Source organism: Comamonas fluminis, from assembly GCF_019186805.1.
Classification (GTDB): Bacteria; Pseudomonadota; Gammaproteobacteria; order Burkholderiales; family Burkholderiaceae_C; genus Comamonas; species Comamonas fluminis.
The window spans coordinates 1,090,315-1,109,541 of the sequence record NZ_CP066783.1 but is presented as its reverse complement, the minus strand read 5'-3'; the positions used below and the strand labels follow the sequence as shown (position 1 = coordinate 1,109,541).

Annotated in this window: 15 protein-coding genes and 2 riboswitches; of the genes, 7 read left to right on the top strand and 8 right to left on the bottom strand. The window is 61.5% G+C overall.

From position 1 onward, the window contains the following. Positions 1 to 67: 67 nt before the first annotated feature. Positions 68 to 622, bottom strand: coding sequence for a YceD family protein (locus JDW18_RS05395; protein WP_218242678.1), 555 nt, complete (start codon positions 620 to 622; stop codon positions 68 to 70). Positions 623 to 647: 25 nt separating this feature from the next. On the opposite strand from JDW18_RS05395, the gene JDW18_RS05390 reads away from it, so the two are divergent. After that, positions 648 to 1,256 carry a Maf family nucleotide pyrophosphatase gene (locus tag JDW18_RS05390; RefSeq protein WP_281421603.1) on the top strand — a complete coding sequence of 203 codons (609 nt, stop codon included), beginning with the start codon at positions 648 to 650 and terminating at the stop codon, positions 1,254 to 1,256. Next, positions 1,253 to 2,041: an SAM-dependent methyltransferase gene (locus JDW18_RS05385; RefSeq protein ID WP_218242677.1), complete on the top strand. Its 789-nt coding sequence runs from the start codon at positions 1,253 to 1,255 to the stop codon at positions 2,039 to 2,041. The genes JDW18_RS05390 and JDW18_RS05385 overlap by 4 nt, the downstream gene beginning before the upstream one ends. Positions 2,042 to 2,145: 104 nt before the next feature. Here the strand turns inward: JDW18_RS05385 and JDW18_RS05380 are convergent, their stop codons facing one another. Genes JDW18_RS05380 through JDW18_RS05365 form a run of 4 tightly spaced genes read right to left on the bottom strand, consistent with a single transcriptional unit; the run spans position 2,146 to position 5,310 of the window. Next, positions 2,146 to 3,222: a S49 family peptidase gene (locus JDW18_RS05380; RefSeq protein WP_218242676.1), complete on the bottom strand. Its 1,077-nt coding sequence runs from the start codon at positions 3,220 to 3,222 to the stop codon at positions 2,146 to 2,148. Between the two features lies 1 nt (position 3,223). After that, the gene (locus JDW18_RS05375) at positions 3,224 to 3,589 is read right to left on the bottom strand and encodes a Rieske (2Fe-2S) protein (protein WP_218242675.1); all 366 of its coding nucleotides are present in this window, start codon (positions 3,587 to 3,589) and stop codon (positions 3,224 to 3,226) included. Positions 3,590 to 3,599: 10 nt separating this feature from the next. Continuing rightward, positions 3,600 to 4,295 (bottom strand): HAD family hydrolase, encoded by a 696-nt coding sequence (locus JDW18_RS05370; protein WP_218242674.1) that lies wholly within the window; start codon positions 4,293 to 4,295, stop codon positions 3,600 to 3,602. Between the two features lie 10 nt (positions 4,296 to 4,305). Continuing rightward, positions 4,306 to 5,310: an RluA family pseudouridine synthase gene (locus JDW18_RS05365; RefSeq protein WP_343216763.1), complete on the bottom strand. Its 1,005-nt coding sequence runs from the start codon at positions 5,308 to 5,310 to the stop codon at positions 4,306 to 4,308. 598 nt (positions 5,311 to 5,908) lie between these two features. On the opposite strand from JDW18_RS05365, the gene JDW18_RS05360 reads away from it, so the two are divergent. From JDW18_RS05360 to queF, 4 genes are all read left to right on the top strand, one after another. Then, positions 5,909 to 9,025 carry an Rne/Rng family ribonuclease gene (locus tag JDW18_RS05360; protein WP_218242672.1) on the top strand — a complete coding sequence of 1,039 codons (3,117 nt, stop codon included), beginning with the start codon at positions 5,909 to 5,911 and terminating at the stop codon, positions 9,023 to 9,025. 264 nt (positions 9,026 to 9,289) lie between these two features. After that, positions 9,290 to 10,075, top strand: a complete 786-nt coding sequence (yaaA, locus tag JDW18_RS05355; protein ID WP_218242671.1) for a peroxide stress protein YaaA — start codon at positions 9,290 to 9,292, stop codon at positions 10,073 to 10,075. Between the two features lie 43 nt (positions 10,076 to 10,118). Continuing rightward, the gene (locus JDW18_RS05350) at positions 10,119 to 11,024 is read left to right on the top strand and encodes a 2OG-Fe(II) oxygenase (RefSeq protein ID WP_218242670.1); all 906 of its coding nucleotides are present in this window, start codon (positions 10,119 to 10,121) and stop codon (positions 11,022 to 11,024) included. A 78-nt stretch (positions 11,025 to 11,102) separates the two neighbouring features. Continuing rightward, positions 11,103 to 11,948: an NADPH-dependent 7-cyano-7-deazaguanine reductase QueF gene (gene queF / locus JDW18_RS05345; protein ID WP_218242669.1), complete on the top strand. Its 846-nt coding sequence runs from the start codon at positions 11,103 to 11,105 to the stop codon at positions 11,946 to 11,948. 157 nt (positions 11,949 to 12,105) lie between these two features. Here the strand turns inward: queF and JDW18_RS05340 are convergent, their stop codons facing one another. The 3 genes from JDW18_RS05340 to dinB form a co-directional block, all read right to left on the bottom strand. Next, positions 12,106 to 14,418, bottom strand: a complete 2,313-nt coding sequence (locus JDW18_RS05340; RefSeq protein WP_218242668.1) for a hypothetical protein — start codon at positions 14,416 to 14,418, stop codon at positions 12,106 to 12,108. Positions 14,419 to 14,508: 90 nt separating this feature from the next. Then, on the bottom strand, positions 14,509 to 16,065 hold the full coding sequence (locus tag JDW18_RS05335; protein ID WP_218242667.1) for a methyl-accepting chemotaxis protein: 1,557 nt from the start codon (positions 16,063 to 16,065) through the stop codon (positions 14,509 to 14,511). 134 nt (positions 16,066 to 16,199) lie between these two features. Further along, positions 16,200 to 17,417: a DNA polymerase IV gene (gene dinB / locus JDW18_RS05330; RefSeq protein WP_246610501.1), complete on the bottom strand. Its 1,218-nt coding sequence runs from the start codon at positions 17,415 to 17,417 to the stop codon at positions 16,200 to 16,202. Between the two features lie 180 nt (positions 17,418 to 17,597). Next, positions 17,598 to 17,694, top strand: a riboswitch (glycine riboswitch). Then, positions 17,695 to 17,810: riboswitch (glycine riboswitch) on the top strand. A gap of 57 nt (positions 17,811 to 17,867) precedes the next feature. Here dinB and JDW18_RS05325 point away from each other — a divergent pair. After that, a complete protein-coding gene (locus JDW18_RS05325; RefSeq protein WP_218242665.1) occupies positions 17,868 to 19,136 on the top strand; it encodes a D-amino acid dehydrogenase in 1,269 nt (422 codons plus the stop codon). Positions 19,137 to 19,227: the final 91 nt, after the last annotated feature.

Here is a 19,227-nt window from a genome sequence, read left to right as displayed (position 1 = left end):
ACGATTATAGCGCAAACGCATTTCGCAGCCTATGCCGCGAAAAATCCCCAGCGTGTCACTGGTTTGATCAATCGGCAGATTTGCCGACGTTAAGGGATTGCAGCACGGCGAAAGGGTTTTCCTTTTGCTCGTTGGCCTGCTCGAAGTCAGCGTCGCTGGACTCCAGTTTCACGGGGACGGGGCATTCCTCATGGCGCGGCACCACTGGCACCTCCATCAGCAGCTCATCCTCGATCAACTCCAGCAGATTGAACTCACGGCTCAGAGCCAGCAGGTCTTCATCGCTGTCGTCATCTTCCATTTCTGCCGTGGCTTCGTCCGCAACGAAGCGAAATGACCGATCCACATAAAGGGGAATACGGGCTTCCGTCAGGCAGCGCTGGCAGGTCATGGGCAGCGCCGCTTCAGCGCTCAGGTGCAGCCAGATATGGCCTTCACCACCGGTCTGCTCGACCAGTTCACCCTCAGCCTCCCAGTGCACCAGGGGCTGCTCACCTTCAACGGGCAAGCCATCAGCGGCCAGACGTTTGAAGTCCGACAATGGCGCCTGCCCTTGCAAATGACCCGCAGCCTGTGCGAATGCACGCACATCAAGACGGGTCGCAGAATAATCCTTGCTCATGCAGCCAGTGTAAGAGAATCCCGCCATGCCCGAATCCTTGATTACCGGACGACTCATGCGTCCATTGATCCTCGGCTCCACCTCTCGCTATCGACGTGAGCTGCTCAGCCGCCTGCAACTGCCATTTGAAACGGTCTCCCCGGAAGTGGATGAAACCCCTCTGTCCGGTGAAACGCCTTATGACCTGAGCCTGCGCCTGGCCCGCGCCAAGGCGCAGGCGGTTGCCCAGCTTCACCCCGGCGCCATCGTGATTGGCTCCGATCAGGTTCCAGAGCTTGATGGTCAGCCCCTGTCCAAACCCGGCACCCACGAGCGCGCAACCGAGCAATTGCGCCAGATGAGTGGTCGCCAGATGAATTTCCACACTGGCGTCTGCGTGGTCTGCAGCGAATCCGGCTTTATGGAATCCAGCGTGGTGACCGTGCAGGTGCGCTTTCGCGAACTGAACGATGCCGAGATCGAACGCTATCTGCGTGCCGAGCAGCCCTATGACTGTGCAGGCTCGGCCAAGAGTGAAGGCCTGGGCATTGCGCTGCTGGACGCCATCGTCAGCAACGACCCCACCGCACTGATTGGGCTGCCGCTGATTCGCACCTGTCAGCTGCTGCGCGCAGCGGGAGTGGTTCTGCCATGACATCCGCTACCAATAACAAAGCAGGCACTCTTTATCTGGTACCGGCTCCACTCGATTTTGGCTGCGATAGCCAGACGGCACTAACCGAAGTACTGCCCGAGGGCACACTGCGCCGCGCCGCATTGCTGACGCACTGGATCAGCGAGAACGCCAAGACGGCTCGCGCCTATCTCAAGCGCATTGACGCCCTGTTTCCACTGGCGGCGCCCATCCAGGCCCAGAACATTGCCGAACTGCCCCGCGAAGCCCATAAAAAAGGGGACCACGGCAACAAGGGCGGTGCTGTTTTCGACCCCAAACCACTGCTGGCACCCGCGCTGGCGGGTCAGGACATGGGTCTTATCAGTGAAGCCGGCATGCCCGCAGTGGCCGACCCCGGTAGCTCCATCGTGCGCGCCGCTCATGATCTAGGCATTCGCGTGGTGCCCCTGGTTGGCCCGGTCTCGCTGCTGCTGGGCCTGGCGGCCAGCGGCCTCAATGGGCAAAATTTTGCGTTTGTTGGTTATGTGCCACAGGATGGCTCTGAACGCACCGCCCGCATCAAGGAACTGGAGAGCCTGGCGCTGCGCCACGGCCAGACCCAACAGTTCATCGAAACGCCTTACCGCAACGCCGCCCTGTGGCAGGCCTTGCTGCAGACATTGCAACCCAATACCCGCCTGGCACTGGCCAGCGGGCTGACGCTGGAAACCGCCCGCATTGAAAGCCATCTGGTGCGCGAATGGCGCCAGCGCAATGCACCGCCAGACAATCGCACGCCAGTCGTATTCTCGATTGGCCGATAAAAAGTCGGCCATATGAAAAAAGCCCGCTCCTGAAAGAGCGGGCTTTTTATTTGATAGCATCCAGCGCTTGATCTATCGGGGCTTGAGGGCTATCTGACCTTGCATCAGCGAATACTGGGAGCCAGACTGCGCACCGCCTGCACCGAGCCAGCACCCACCGCCGCGCCAAACTTCTTGGCCAGGCGTTCGGCCATATTGTCGCGACGGGTGTAGTCGATGACTTCTTCGGCCTTGACCACTTCGCGGGCCACATAGTCCAGGCTGCCCAACTTGTCAGCCAGACCCATGTCCACGGCTTGCTGGCCGGTCCAGAACAGCCCACTGAACATTTCCGGCGTTTCCTTGAGCTTTGTGCCACGGCCTTTTTTCACCACGCCGATGAACTGCTGGTGAATCTGCTCCAGCATGGTGTGGGCATATTCCTTTTGCTGCTCGGACATAGGGCTGAACGGATCCAGGAAACCTTTGTTCTCACCCGCAGTCAGCAGGCGGCGCTCCACGCCGACTTTTTCCATCACGCCGGTGAAGCCAAAGCCATCCATCAGCACGCCAATGCTGCCGACGATGCTGGCCTTGTCCACGAAGATCTCATCCGCAGCAGAAGCGATGTAGTAGGCCGCAGAGGCGCAGGACTCCTCAACCACCGCATACAGAGGCTTGTTGTACTTGGCTTTGAGGCGTGTCATCTCATCATTGATGATGCCGGCCTGCACAGGGCTGCCGCCCGGTGAGTTGATCAGCAGCACGACCGCACGAGAACCTGTGTCCTCAAAGGCGCTGCGCATGGCGGCCACCACGAACTCGGCACTGGCGTCCGCTCCCGAGGCAATTTCACCCTTGATTTCCACCACTGCCGTGTGCGGGGATGTGCTGGTCTTGGCAGTGGTGTCCTTGAAGAAAACCACCCACATCACCAGCAGTACCACCGCCGTCCACAGCAAGCGGTTGTAAAGGCGCCAGCGGCGCGCTGCACGCTGCTCGCTCAGCGAGGCGAAAACCAGCTTCTCAAGCACGTCACGCTCCCAGCCTGCCGCGCCACTTGCTGCGCCGCCGGGTGCAGAGGCTGCAGAGGCCGGGGAGGCAGCAGGCGCAGCCGGAGCGGCCGCCTTGGACCACAGGTCTGCGCCCGGGGTAACCGGCTGCTCGGGGTTGTTATTGTCTGGATTGTTTGGGGAACTCATCTCAAAACTCGACAGATTTCAGTTGCAGTCCAGTATGCCAGTGCACCACGCCATTGCTTTCAGAGAGTTTGATTTTCACCAAACCACCACGACATGGCCCGCCAGCGCAGGCGCCGCTATCAGGCTCGTAGGCTGCACCGTGGGTAGAACACAACAGCCAGCGCCCGGTATCGTCAAAGAACTGGCCTTCTTGGTAATCCATTTCCATGGGCACATGGCTGCAGCGGTTCAGATAGGCATGCACCTGCCCTTCATAACGAATGGCAAACGCACGGCTAAGCTGGCCCGCATAGCTCACGTCAAAGGCCACAGCCTTGCCGCCATCAACCAGATCGGCACTGGCGCACAGCTCTACAGCGTCGGTCATTGCAGGGTCCTCAGGCGTTGGCTGCCAGCCACAGGTGCAGCTCGCGGGCAGATTCGGCCACAAACAGCGGGTTGAACTGGCCAAAGCTATCTGGGGGATGGGCGCCATAAGAAACCCCCACGCAAGGGCAGCCGGCGTTCACAGCCATCTGTAGGTCATGCGTGGTGTCGCCAATCATCAGCGTGCGCTCTGGTTCTGCGCCAAACTCGGCCATCAGCTCATGCAGCATCAGCGGGCTGGGCTTGCCTGCGGTTTCATCTGCCGTGCGCGAGCCGTCAAACATGCCCTTGAGTTGCGGGTCTTTCAGTGCCTGATTGAGCCCCATGCGGCTCTTGCCCGTGGCCACCGTCAACCAATGACCACGGCTGCGCAAGTCGCCCAGCAGCGGCAAGATGCCGTCAAACAGGCAAATATCGTCTTGATGCTTGAAGAAATGATGGCGATAGCGATTGCCCAGCTCGGGATATTTCTCGGGCGGCACATCGGGTGCGGCACGGGCCAGTGCGGGCATCAGCGCCATGCCAATCACATAGGCAGCCTGCTCATCGCTGGGCACGGTGCCGCCCACATCGCGCACAGCCTCCTGAATGCTGCGCGTGATGATGGCGGTGGAATCGGCTACCGTTCCATCCCAGTCAAAAGCGATCAAATCGAAGCGGCGCGGGCGCTGCTCGCTATAGTTTTCGCCATGATTTTCAGTAGTCATGAAAGCCTTGTCAGTTCACAAAATCTGCCAGCTCGGGCGGCAGCTCGGCACGCAGCTCCACGCGCTCTCCGCTGGCAGGATGATTGAACTGTAGCCGCCATGCATGCAGGAACATGCGTTTCAGACCATGCTTTTGCACACGACGGTTGAGATCAAAATCACCATATTTGTCGTCGCCCACAATGGGGTGGCCTTGCGACGAAAGGTGCACGCGAATCTGGTGCGTGCGCCCGGTCTTGATGGTCACCTCCAGCAGGCTCATGGCAGGCAAGCCTTCCATGGGGCGTGGCTCGAACTGCTTGCGCACCTTGACCAGCGTGATGGAGCGCATACCATCCGGGTCTTCCGGCGTGGTGACGCGCACTCGGCGCTCTCCATCGGGCAGCAGATATTTGTGCAGCGGCGAGTCAATGACCTTTTTATTGCCAGGCCATACCCCCTGCACCAGCGCCAGATAGGTCTTGCCCGTCTCACGCTCGCGGAACTGGTCCTGCAGATTGATCAGCGCCGTGCGCTTCTTGGCCACCAGCAAAATGCCCGAGGTCTCGCGATCCAGGCGGTGCACCAGCTCCAGAAACTTGGATTCAGGCCGCGCCTGACGCATCTGCTCGATGACGCCAAAGCTCACACCTGAGCCGCCATGCACGGCCACACCCGCCGGTTTGGACAGCGCCACCATGTATTCATCTTCCAACAGGGCGGGAAAGTCCTTAGCAGGTGCAGGACGCTCCGCTTTTTCAGCCACTTTTTCGGAAATCCGAACGGGCGGAAGGCGCACGATATCGCCGGGCTGAACACGGGTCTCGGCGCTCACGCGCCCTTTGTTGATGCGCACTTCGCCACTGCGAATGATGCGATAGACATGGGTTTTAGGAACGCCCTTGAGATGGCGCATCAGAAAGTTGTCCAGACGCTGTCCAGCGGAGTCGGCATCGACTTCTAAGAGCCGCACAGAGGCTGCGGCTGTATTCTGGGACCGGTCCTGTGCCGGTTTGCCCTCTATAATGTGTTTCACCTGTGCCGAGCTTAGTTGTAAGTGGTTGATTCGCATGGAGTTTAGTCCAAACAACCATTTCCCACCGCACAGGCAGGTCGATGCCCGTCAGTTTTGCGCACGCAAACTGCAGCCCGAAGCGCTGCAGCCGCCTGCGAAATACTGGCAAAGGCTGACAAATTGAAACACTGATACGGAATCTCATCCCGGCAGTTGTCCCAGGCCAAAGCCGCCTGCAACTGCTGGTGAATCACAACGAGCATGTGGATTTTTTGGACTTGGATGATCAATCTCTGGAGCAAGACAAGACTTGCGGCCGGGGAAAGCCATGTCCACGAAAGACCACCCACCTCCCTGGCACGCGCCTCAGCCTCTTTTGTTCCTCGCTTGCATGCGCGTCCCCTCCCGCTCGTCCCCCGGCCTGTACCTCCGCTGCTGACTTGATTCCAGGCCAGTAGCGCAGCCCTGTACCGCCCCCGATTCCTCATTCGTTTCAACGCGTCCGTCTGGCATCCTGGCTCCTGTTGAGCCTGTCTTTGATTACCAGTCAAAGGCGCGTTGGTCTGATGGCATGTGCCATGACCGGCGCGCCCCATAAAACGAATAAAGGAAGTGCATCATGAAACGGATGCTGATTAACGCGACGCAGTCTGAAGAACGCCGCCTGGCCATTGTGGACGGCCAGAAGCTGCTGGACTACGAGATCGAAATCGAAGGTCGCGAACAACGCAAAGGCAATATCTACAAGGCCGTTGTCACCCGTGTAGAGCCCTCCCTTGAAGCCTGCTTTGTGGACTACGGTGAAGACCGCCACGGCTTCCTGCCTTTCAAGGAAATCTCCAAGCAATACTTTGCCGAAGGCGTCTCGCCCAGCCAGGCTCGCATCAACGATGTGATCCGCGAAGGCCAGGAACTGATTGTTCAGGTCGAAAAAGAAGAGCGTGGCAACAAGGGTGCCGCCCTGACCACCTTCATCTCGCTGGCTGGCCGCTATGTGGTGCTGATGCCCAACAACCCCCGTGGCGGTGGCGTTTCGCGCCGCATCGAGGGCGAAGACCGCGCCGAGCTCAAGGAAGCGATGGACCAGCTGGAATACCCCAAGGGTATGTCCATCATTGCGCGCACCGCCGGTATTGGCCGCACTGCGCCCGAGCTGCAGTGGGACTTGAACTACCTGCTCAAGCTGTGGAACGCCATTGACGGCGCTGCCAAGGCTTCCAAGGGCGCTTTCCTGATCTATCAGGAATCCAGCCTGGTGATTCGCGCCATCCGCGACTATTTCAACAATGACATCGGCGACATCCTGATCGACACCGATGACATCTACGAACAGGCCCAGCAGTTCATGGCGCATGTGATGCCTGAGCACGCTGCCCGCGTCAAGCGCTACCGCGATGATGCGCCCCTGTTCAGCCGCTTCCAGATCGAGCACCAGATCGAATCGGCCTACAGCCGCACCGTGACCCTGCCTTCTGGTGGCGCCATCGTGATCGATCACACCGAAGCGCTGGTTTCCGTGGACGTGAACTCGGCCCGCGCCATCAAGGGCGGCGACATCGAGGAAACCGCCACCCGCACCAACCTGGAGGCCGCCGACGAAGTGGCCCGCCAGATGCGTCTGCGTGACCTGGGTGGCCTGATCGTTATCGACTTCATCGACATGGAAGAGTCGAAGAACCGCCGCGAAGTGGAAAACCGCCTGCGCGATGCGCTGCGCCAGGACCGTGCCCGCGTGCAGTTTGGCACTATCAGCAAGTTCGGCCTGATGGAAATGAGCCGCCAGCGCCTCAAGCCCGCTCTGTCTGAGGGCGCGCACATCAACTGCCCACGTTGCGGCGGCTCCGGCCATATCCGCGATACGGAATCTTCCGCGCTGCAAATTCTGCGCATCATTCAGGAAGAGTCCATGAAGGACAACACAGCCGCCGTGCACTGCCAGGTGCCTGTGGAAGTGGCATCCTTCCTGCTCAACGAAAAGCGCAGCGAAATCACCAAGATCGAACTCAAGCAGCGCGTCAACGTCATCATGGTGCCCAACAAGGGCATGGATACGCCGCACTACAAGCTCGAACGCCTCAAGCACGACGACACACGCCTTGAGACCATGGAAGCCAGCTACAAGCTGGCCGATGAGCCCGAAGACGTGGCAACCGTGACCCGTCGCTCGCAAGAGCCCACCAACAAGCAGACCCCCGTCATCAAGGGTGTGCTGCCTGATGCACCTGCCCCGATTGCAGAGCCTCGCCCCCCACGCCAGCAGCGCCCACAGGCAGGCACGCCTGCCGCAGCACCCGCACCTGCAGTGCGCCCTGCGGCTCGCGAGCAAGGCTTCTTTGCTTGGCTCAAGAACCTGTTCGGCTTTGGTGCACCCGCTCCTGTAGCAGCGCCCGCCCCAGTGGCAGAGCCAGCAGCCCCAGCAGCGCGTGAAGGCAACCGCGATGGCCGCCGCAGCGAAGGCCGTGGCGAGCGCGGCGGTGACCGCAACCGTCGTGGCGGTGAGCGCAATGAGCGTGGCGATCGCAGCGAACGCGGTGAACGCGGTGAACGCGCAAATGGCGAACGCAACGAGCGTGGTGACCGCAACAACCGCCGCAACGGCCCCGGCCGCGACGGTGAACAGCAGCAGCGCGGCGATCGCCCAGAGCAGCAGCAACGCCCCGAGCGCGGTGACCGTGCGGAACGTGGCGAGCGCGGCAACCGCCGTGACCGTGGTGAACGCAATGACCGCCGCGACGAGCGTCAGCCCCAGGTGACAGAAGCCGCGCTGAACGCCAACGAGGAGTTCAACGCCCAGGCCGCAGCGCCCAAGCAGGAACGCAACCGCCAGGAACGTGGTGAGCGCGGCGACCGTGCAGAACGTGGAGACCGCGCTGAGCGTGGCGAGCGCAATGAAGGCGGCAACCGCCGCGAGCGCCAGCCCCGCAATGCTGACGCACAGCCCGTGATGCAAGCGGTGGCAGATGAAAACTTGCAGCAAAACGAGCAACAGGAAGGCTCTGATGCGCAGGCTCAGGACGCCCAGGGCGACCAGCAGCCTCGCGAACAGCGTCAGCGCCGCTCGCGTGACCGCTATGGCCGCGACCGCCGTGACCGCACGCCGCGTGACGGCCAAGCTGGCGAAGCAGGCTTTACTGAGCAAGCAGCCGAGGCCTCTGCCCCAGTGGAAGCCCCTGCCGCAGAAGCTGGCGAGCAGCCTGCCCGCCGCAGCTACTTTGATGCTGTTTCGCCTCAAGCCCATGCTGAGCAAGCGCCTGCAGCTACAGAAGTAGAAGCACCCGCAGCCGCTGCTCCTGCTGTGCAGCAGGCCGCACCTGTGGCAGTGGCGGCAGAGCCTCAGCCCGTAGCACCTGTGACTGCCGTTGCAGCTGTTACTGCTGTAGCCGCAGAAGTGGCACCCGTTGCTGCACCAGTTGCAACACCGGCTGCTGCCCCTGCTGTCGTGGAAGTTGCAGCCCCTGCCGTTCCCAAGGCGCAGGCCTATGAGCTGCCTCTGGCGCAGTTGCATGAGCTGGCTGCCGCTTCCGGTCTGCAGTGGATCAACTCTGACGCCGACAAGATCGCCGCTGTGCAGGCCGCGATTGCTGCCGAGCCCAAGCCTGTGCGCATCCCCCGCGAGCGCCCCGCGCCTGTGGTGCTGGATGAAGGCCCGCTGATTCTGGTGGAGACCCGCAAGGATCTGAGCCTGATGCAACTGCCGTTCGAGAAGGAAGAGCAAGCTGCTGGCAACAACGCCTAAGCAGACTGCCTTCCGGCAAAACAGGGCCAATGGCGCTGTCCACTTCGGTGGACGGGCCTTGGCCCTTTTTTCATCGCCGGGCTGCCCCAGGATGAAAAGCCCCCTCTCGCAGGGACTGCGACCGCGCGCAGTGGGGAGCGTGGGGAGCCCTTTTCATCGCCGGGCCGCCCCAAGATGAAAATCCCCCTCTCGGAGGGCAGCGACCACACGCAGTGGGGAGCCCTTTTTCTTGTGCCCCTTTTTTGAATTTGTTAGCGTCAAGCCATGTTGTTTCTGATCTCACCCGCCAAGTCACTGGACTACGAAAGCCCTGTCCCCGCCGATCTGCCCCACACGCTGCCCGTCTTCAAGAAACAGCCGCTGGAGTTGATCGCAGTGCTGCGCGAAAAGTCGCCGCAGCAGATTTCTGAGCTCATGAGCATCAGCGACAAGCTGGCCGTGCTCAACGTGGGCCGCTACGAAGCCTTCAGCCCCAAGTTCACTGCCAAGAATTCGCGCCAGGCCGTGCTGGCCTTCAATGGTGATGTGTATGAGGGCCTGAACGCCGCCAGCCTCAAATCCAAGGAGCTGGACTGGGCGCAGGACCATGTGGTGATCCTCAGCGGCCTGTACGGCGCGCTGCGCCCGCTGGACTTGCTGCAGCCCTACCGCCTGGAAATGGGCACCCGCCTGCAGAATGCCAAGGGCAGCAACCTCTACCAGTTCTGGGGCTCCCAGATTGCCGATTACCTGAACGAGCGCAGCAGCGAGCAGCCCGAGGCCGAGCGCATCGTGGTCAACTTGGCTTCGCAGGAATACTTCAAGGCTGTGGACCTCAAGGCCCTCAAGGCGCCTGTCGTGGAATGCGTGTTCGAGGACTTCAAGGGTGGCAAGTACAAAATCATCAGTTTTCACGCCAAGCGTGCACGCGGGCTGATGGTGCGCTGGGCTGTGCAGCACAAGGCCAGGAAAGTGGCCGACCTGCGCAAGTTTGACCTGGAAGGCTATGCACTGGCCGAATCTGCCTCCACCCCGCAGCGTCTGGTGTTTCGCCGACGTCTGGAAGACTGACCCCGCATTGAAATTGCGCGCGCAGCGCACTAGCATCACCACCATGAGCACATCTACCCAAGGCGAGTTCCACATTCCTCCGGGATTGACCCCTGAGCTGATGCAATGGCTGCGCACCCAGATGGCGGCCGGCGTTCCTGCCCCCAGTCTGCTGCAATCCATGCGCACTGCGGGCTGGGCGGAGCATCTGGCACGCCGTGCACTGGCCCTGCCCGAAGAGGGCGAGCTGCCCTTTCCCTTTGCGGCTGCCAAGGCTGCCTCCGGCCCCGCTGTGTCGATTGAAAAATCAGCGACAGGAGTTCCCGAGCCTGATCTGAAGACCGATCCCTGCAGCATCAAGGTGGGCGACCGTGAGGTTCATGTGCTCACCAGCCTGAGCAACCCTCGCGTGGTGGTATTTGGCAACTTGCTGTCTGATGCAGAGTGCGACGCCCTGATTGCCGAAGCCAAGCCCCGCATGCAGCGCTCTCTGACCGTGGACAACCAAAGCGGCGGCGAAGCACTGAACCAGGACCGCACCAGCAACGGCATGTTTTTCCAGCGCGGTGAAAACGAAGTCATACGCGCCCTGGAAGAGCGCATTGCCCGCCTGCTGAACTGGCCCCTGGAAAACGGCGAAGGCCTGCAGGTGCTGCACTACCTGCCGGGCGCGGAATACAAGCCGCACTACGACTATTTCGCCCCCAATGAACCGGGAACGCCCACCATTCTCCGCCGTGGCGGTCAACGCGTGGGCACGCTGGTCATGTATCTGAACGAGCCCACACGCGGCGGCGCCACCACCTTCCCCGACGTGGGCCTGCAGGTGGTGCCCCGCAAAGGCAATGCGGTGTTCTTCAGCTATGACCGCCCCGACCCCGCCACCAAAAGCCTGCACGGCGGCGCACCGGTGCTGGAAGGCGAGAAGTGGATTGCCACCAAGTGGCTGCGTGAACGCGAATTCAAGTAAAAACCACCTCAAGCCTAATCAATACATGCGCAAGCTGCTATCTATTTTGCAGTTTGCGCTTTTGTCATCTTTCGTGCCATGAATACTCCTGAACAATCGCAGCTGGGCAAAAGCTCGGCCTATGTCGATCAATACGACGCCTCCCTGCTCTTTCCCATTCCCCGCCTGACCAAGCGTGAGGAAATCGGCGCAGGCAGCAACCCGCCGTTCTTTGGCGCAGACCTGTGGACAGCTTTCGAGCTATCCTGGCTCAATCTGCGCGGCAAGCCGCAGGTGGCACTGGTGCACTTCACCATTCCCTGCGAAACCCCGAATCTGATCGAGAGCAAGTCGTTCAAGCTCTATCTGAACAGCTTCAACAACAGCCGCTTTGCGGACGCCAGCGAAGTGCTGGCGCGCCTGCGCGCCGACCTGTCCGAAGCCGCCTGGCGCGGCAGCGACAAAAAAGCCAGTGTGGGCGTGAACCTGCTGGAAGTGGAAAAATTCGACGCCCAGCAAGTGCATGAGATGGATGGCCAGTTGCTGGACCGGCTGGATGTGGAATGCACCCAGTACACCCCCGCGCCAGAGCTGCTGCGCGCCAGCCATGATGAAGCCCCCGTCACCGAAACCCTGGTCAGCAACCTGCTCAAGAGCAATTGCCTGGTAACCGGCCAGCCCGACTGGGGCAGCGTGCAGATTCAGTACAGCGGCCCCCAGATTGAGCAAGAAGGCCTGCTGCAGTATCTGGTGAGCTTTCGCAACCACAACGAATTCCATGAGCAGTGCGTGGAGCGCATCTTCATGGACATCTGGACGCGCTGCAAACCCATCAAACTGTCCGTCTACGCCCGCTACACCCGCCGCGGCGGTCTGGACATCAACCCCCTGCGCACCAGCCACCCCGGCGCCCTGCCCGCCAATGTGCGCACCGCACGACAATAAAGCCACCAGCACTCAAAGCAAGCCTCTACAAAACTGGCGCCCTTCAACAAAGGGGCAGCGAGCAAGAGCCGCCTCGCGGCGAAGCTGCCGTCCCCCTCCCGCATTGCGAAGCAAAGCGAGAGAGGGGGAAGCCGCAAAGCGGCTCAGGGGGAGACAGTCATCTACTCCACGGACAGTCATCCTGCCCCAGCAAAGCCTGCGCGTAGCGCAAATCCTGCTTGCGCAGCCACAACCCGTTTGCGCCTTGGCGCAGCGGCTCCATTTCGGCCTTGTTCCACATAGACAGCGTGACCAGCTGGGCTGCCGCTCCAGCTGCATCGTCCTCATCCGGCTGGGTATCCACCCAATGCAGGCCCTGGTTGTCCCAGGCGGTAATCAAGGGCATATTGCCGCCCAGCACCAGCGTGCGCAGCTCTTTTTCCACGGGGTTGAGCCAGTGCAGCTTCCACTCATTGGGGCGGGCGTAATGGTGATCGACAAACTCCAGCACGGCCCAGCCCTCGCCTGCGGGATGCGGGCAGGCGCAGGGGCCGGTGCCGCATAGCGCCAGGCCACTGCGCGTCATGGTCACGCCTTCAATGCGGCATTCATTCCCGCTCCAGTAGCTGTCCACGCGCTGGTTCTGCCCACCCCACCACCACAGCGCATCGCCGCGTGCTGCGTCGCGCCAGACGTAGTCGCCATCGGCACAGGGATGCTGAATCTGGCTCACTTCGCGCCAGCGCGGCAGCAGCCGCCAGTGGCCCTGGGCATCGGGCGCGATCTCACGGAGCATGTACACAGGCCTCCAGTCAGGCCGCGACAGGTGGCTGGAAGATACTGAATGCATGGGCCAGCGCCAGCTGCCGGTGCTGGGGTCCCAGTCCTTGTCGTCCAGGCTGGCCACCAGCGCGATCAGCTCCACGCGCAGCGCCATGCCTTCATTCTTGCCCGGCACAGGCCGGATACGCTCCACCGGCCAGGGCAAATCCACGGTCTGCAGACGCTCGCCATTCCAGACCTGCAACTGCCCCGCACCACCGCGCACAGGCGCACGCCCGAACGGCATCAGCACCGCCCAGCGACCGCGCACGATCACATGCTCCAGCGCCCAGCTGCCGCTGATGTGCTTGTCACCCCACTGCAGATTCCAGGCCGAGGTTTCGCCCTGCTCATCCTTGGCGTCCTTGCTCAATGTCCAGATCAAAGGCTTGCCCTGCACGGGTTCGCTCAACGCACGCCAGACTTCGGGCTGAGCCGGGTCGCGCAGCCAGCAAAAGCTGACCGCCGGAATCGGCTTGAGCTTCACCCGGCCATTGCGTTCATGCTCTGCGCAGCCTTCAATGCTGCTGACGATGATTCTGATGCTGGTACCGTCATGCAGGCGCTCGGTCGCTGGCGTGTCCAGCGCCACGCGCTGCAAAACCTGCTCCCCCATCCAGCTCAGCGTAGGCTGCGCACGCTCATCACCGTCCTCAGGCCAGTAGCCATACACACTCCATGACTTGCGGTCATAGGGCTGATAGGCGTCCCATTGCTGCCAGCCGTGCTCTGCAGTCCAGACGACCAGTCGCCTTTCCCGATATTCCTGCGCATCGTCTGCCGGATAGGCATACAGCGCCAGCGCCTGCCCATCTGCACGCCAGACCATGGCATGGTCGCCATCCAGCATCCAGGGCGTGGGCTTGCCGGCCATCTGCAAGCGCCAGTTGGGCTGCTCCAGCGGAGCGAGGGGTGAGCGCAGATGGCGCAGCGCAGGCGGCCAGTGGCGCTCCAGCGTCAGCTCAGGCGCGGGAATGGCCAGCTTGCCCGGCTCAGCCTTGAGCAGCGGTGGCGCAGCCAGCTTGGGCGGCTGCTCAGCGGCCTGCTCTGGCACCCATTCCTTGGGTAGCCAGATGTCACGAATCTGCACCAGCGGCTCGGCCGCAGCGCTCAGGTTTTCGGCCAGCCAGGCTTCAAAGCTGGCATCAGCCATGACGACATGGGCGTCATCGGCAATGCCGCTTTCGTTGAGGGTCTCGCCACTCCAGCGCGGCATGCGCCAGTGCACAGCGTCCAGCGCTTCGGCCTCGTCAGCCCGAATCAGCCAGCTGCGTCTGGATTTGCGGTCCACCAGGTGCGCTGTCTCGCTGTCATAAAAACCGGTGCGCAGCCAGCGGCCATCAAACGAGGTGTGGATGTCTGACTCCCAGACATGGGGCAGATAGACGCCATCGGCACACATCACATCGCCAAACACCGGCCCGCCCATGCCGCGCTCACCCTGAATGCGAAAGCTCACATCCTTTTTGTCCTCTGGCGCTTGCTCTGCCTGTGCAGGCAGCTCCTGACTTGATAGCTCTTTCGGACTTGCGGCAGCCGCTTGCGCAGGCGGCTTTGCAAGCGCAGGAGCCGCCTGATCCCCTGACTTGTCACGCAGACGCGACAGCAGCCAGACCAGCAGACACAGGGCCAGCACTGCAATCGACACCAGAGACAGCACAACACTCATTCCGCAATCCTCAAGCCGCCAATGTGGCAGAGACAAAAAAGGCAGCTGTCTGTGCCAGCTGCCCTTGGTTATTTCAGACGCTTGATGCTATCAAAGATGAAACACATCCACCGAGCGTTCCAGCGTTCTGGCGCTCAAACGCAGCGAGTCTGCCGAACTGGTGGACTGCTCCACCAGCGCGGCGTTCTGCTGCGTGACGGAATCCAGCTGCGCCACCGCTTCGTTGACCTGAGAGATGCCAATCGACTGCTCACGTGTGGCAATGCTGATCTGGTGCACCAGAGCGCTGACCTTGTCCACCGCATCCACCATGCCGTCAATGGTCTGGCCCGCTGCACGCATGCGCGAGTTGCCATCGTTGATGCCATCCACCGTGCGGTTGATGAGCGTGCTGATTTCCTTGGCCGCCTCGGCGCTGCGCTGGGCCAGCGCCCGCACCTCACCGGCCACCACGGCAAAGCCACGGCCTTGCTCGCCTGCACGAGCAGCTTCCACCGCCGCGTTCAGCGCCAGCAGATTGGTCTGGAAGGCAATGCTTTCAATCACGCCAATGATCTCGCTCATGCGGGTGGAGGAGGTACGGATATGCTCCATGGCCACGCCCACCTCGCTGATGGCTGCGCCGCTGCGGCTGGCCACTGTGCGGCTTTCATCACTGGCACCGGCCATGAACTGCGCGGTGTCCGCTGTCTGCGACACGGTGCCGGAAATTTCTTCCATCGATGCCGCTGTCTGCTGCAGGCTGGCCGCCTGAGATTCGGTGCGGCCCGCCAGCTCAAAGCTGCTCTGGGCAATATCGTGCGCCGTTTCTGCAAAGCCGCGCACTTCCGTGCGCACATCACCCACCACAGCCCGCAGATTGATCTGAATCTGCTGCAGGCGCAGCATCAGTGCGCCCATGCCACCATCGTAGTTCTGGTTGCATTCGGTGCTGAGATTGCAGCTGGCCACATCCGCCGCAAAGCGGCTGGCCTCCTCCAGCCCCGCCACGCAGCGGCGGTAAAAGCGCCACAGCACAAAGCCGCCGCCCAGCACCAGAGCCGCAGCGCGCGAGCCCCAGGCCAGTGCCCCTTGCCAGCCCAGCATATCGGGCAGCATGGCAATCACGGCCACCACCGCCAGCAGCCAGGCCATGCGCGCCACCAGCCCGACATCCTTGCGGCTTTCCCACAGGCCCATCAAGCCCAGGCGGCGCACCTCGCCAGCGCGCAGGCGAAAGCTCGCCTTTCCCTGCTTTTCTTCATTGCGCATGCGTGCGTACAGCGCCTCGGCCTCTGCCACTTCGCGGGTCGAGGGCTTGGTGCGCACCGACAGATAGCCGCTGGGCTTGCCGCCTTCCATGATGGGCGTGACATTGGCACGCACCCAGTAATGGTCGCCATTCTTGCGGCGGTTCTTGACCAGCGCCGTCCACGGATAGCCGTGGGCAATGGTGCGCCACATATCCTTGAAGGCCGCGGCGGGCATATCGGGGTGGCGAATCAGGTTGTGCGGCTGACCAATCAGCTCCTCATACACATACCCGCTGACGCGCACAAACGCTGGGTTGCAATGTGTGATTTCGCCTTTGGTGTTGGTGCTGGAAACCAGCAGTTCGTCGCCCGGGAAATCGTAATTCTGTTGTGTGACCGGCAGATTCAGGCGCATGCCCTCAGTCCTCCAATGAGCCTGTTTATTCATTGTTAGAGACAGCAAACTGGCGGCTCAGTAGCGACTGGAAACCAAGATACACAATCTCACATTTGAATCATCTCACAGCCTGCATGCCCCTGCGCAGGCACTCAGAACAGGGAAGCGGTGTAAGGATCGCTGTTCTTGACAGAGGTCAAACTTGCAGGCCTGAGCAGTGCCTCGCGCGCAACAGGGTCATCCGCTGAGGCCTGCCAGTCCGCCGCCCGGATCAGGCCCGAGACCTTGACGCCCAGCAGACGGATACGCTTTCCCAGCGGTACGCGCTTGAGGCACTGCCCTGCCGCCTGACGGATTGCCGCCGCATCCTGAACCGGCAGCTGCAAGGTCTGGTCACGCGTGGCAATCTTGAAATCGTCATAGCGCAGCTTGATGCCCACCGTGCGGCCCACATAGCCCTTGTGCTGCAAATCATCGGCCACGCGCTCGCACAGATCGGTGAAGATCGCCCCCAGCTCGGCCTTGTCACGCACGGCGTGCAAGTCACGCTCGAACGTGGTTTCGCGGCTCATGGAAACGGGTTCGCTCTCTGTGACCACTGGCCGCTCATCACGCCCCCAGGCCGACTCATGCAGCCAGTGACCGTAGCTTTTGCCAAACCAGTGCAGCAGCTGCGGCAGGCTTTGCGCCGCCAGATCGCCAATGGTTTCAATGCCCAGATTTTTGAGCTTGGCATCGGCCTTGGGCCCAATGCCGTTGACCTTGCGGCAGGCCAGCGGCCAGATCTGGCTTTGTAGATCTTCTGGCTGCACGATGGAGATGCCATTGGGCTTGTTGAACTCGCTGGCCATCTTGGCCAGCAGCTTGTTGGGCGCCACACCTACCGAGCAGGTCAGCCCTGTGGCCTCAAAAATCGTCTTCTGAATCAGCCGCGCCAGCACGCGCCCGCCTTCACGCTGGCCACCGGGCACGTCGGTAAAGTCGATATAGACCTCATCGACACCCCGGCTCTCCATCAGCGGCGCGATGGAGACAATGATTTCCTTGAAAGCGCGTGAAAAACGCCGGTATTGGGTAAAGTCCACCGGCAGCAAAATCGCCTGCGGGCACAGCTTGGCCGCTTTCATCAGCCCCATGGCCGAGCCCACGCCAAACTGCCGCGCCGGGTAGGTGGCCGTGGTGATCACACCGCGCCCTGTGTAGTCGCGCAGCAGCGGGAAATCGGCCACCGGAATCTCTGACAGCGGCAGCCCCGCATGGCGTGCCAGCAACTCATCATCAAAGCTGCGCCGCCCACCGCCAATGACCACCGGCAAGCCCTTGAGCTGCGGATAGCGCAGCAGTTCCACCGAGGCATAAAACGCATCCATATCCAGATGGGCAATGCGCCGGGGCTTGGTTTCAGGGCTGACGGGAAGATCACTCACGCTGCCGATTTTGCCTGTGCCAGCAAGAGCTGGCTGGCAAGCCAGAAACCGAATCTGTAAGTCTAGGAAACCCGCATAGCCAGCCACGGGCATTCTTCCTACATTCGCCTACAGGCTTTCAGCCCGGTGATATCGAGAGAGACTGCAGCTTGCCAAAGTATGCAGCGCCGAAGGAGCAACCGCCCCGGAAACTCTCAGGCAAAAGGATCGGCATCACTGTTTCACACACTCTGAAGAATGCCCGGATGTCATCGTCCGCCGGGCATACCGAAGGAGCAAGCGATCCTCGCCTCAGGCGGCTCGTGAATCTCTCAGGTCCAGAACAGAGGGGGCGCCCGCTGTGCAATGGTTGCGCAGGGGCTTCCACCCTCTGACGCTTCTGGAATCTGAAACATGAAAACAATCGCCGTCATCGGTGGTGGCATCACGGGCGTCACCACCGCCTACGCTCTGGCTCGCCGCGGTTTTGCCGTCACCCTGTTTGAAAAGCAGCGCTACGCGGCCATGGAGACTTCGTTCGCAAACGGTGGCCAGCTTTCCGCATCAAACGCCGAGGTCTGGACGCACTGGTCCACCATCCTCAAGGGGCTGAAATGGATGCTCAAAAGCGACGCGCCGTTGCTGGTCAATCCCAAACCCAGCTGGCACAAGATTTCGTGGTTCGCACAGTTTCTGGCGGCCATTCCTCAGTACGAGAAAAACACCGTCGAAACCGCACGCCTGGCCATTGCAGCACGCGAGCACCTGTTCACCTGGGCTGAACGTGAAGGCATTGATTTCGACCTGAAAAAGCAAGGCATCCTGCACATCTACCGCGACCGTGCAGGCTTTGAGCACGCGGGTAAAGTCTCGCAGTTGCTGGCACAGGGCGGCCTGGAGCGCCGCGCCGTCACACCCGATGAAATGCATGCGATTGAGCCCACGCTGTCGGGCCAGTTCTACGGCGGATATTTCACCGAGAGCGACTCTACCGGCGACATTCACAAGTTCACCAGCGGCCTGGCCGCCGCCTGCGAACGCATGGGCGTGAAATGCCTGTACGAACAAGAAATCGTGGCCGTGGACAGCAACGGCAAGCGGGCCAGCGTGACCGTGCGCCAGGGCGCAGAAACCGAAACCACCGACTTTGACGCCATGGTCATCTGCGCAGGCACCGCCAGCCGTGCACTGGCCAGCCAGTTGGGTGACAGCGTCAACATCTACCCGGTCAAGGGCTACTCCATCACCGTCAATCTGCGCGATGCGGCCAGCCGCGCGGCAGCCCCCATCGTCAGCCTGCTCGATGATGAAACCAAGCTGGTCACCAGCCGCCTGGGCGACGACCGTTTCCGCGTGGCGGGCACGGCAGAGTTCAATGGCTACAACAGGGACATTCGCTCGGACCGCATTCGCCCGCTGATCGACTGGGTGCAGCAATGCTTTCCCGGCATTGATACCCGCAGCGTCGTGCCATGGGCCGGTCTGCGCCCCATGATGCCCAACCTGATGCCACGCGTGGGCCGGGGCAGCAAGCCCTGCGTCTTCTACAACACCGGCCACGGTCACCTGGGCTGGACCTTGTCTGCCGTCACCGCGGACATGGTGGGCAGCATCGTCATGCAGACGCTGGGCAGCGCCAGCGCTCAGACACGGCTCTCACCGCTGGCCGCGACGGCCATCTGAAGCAGGTCAGAGCGCTACTGATTCAGAAGCTGTTTGCGTATGTATTCATTGGCATTCATAGATAAACCCAACCGAATACGAATGAAGTTGT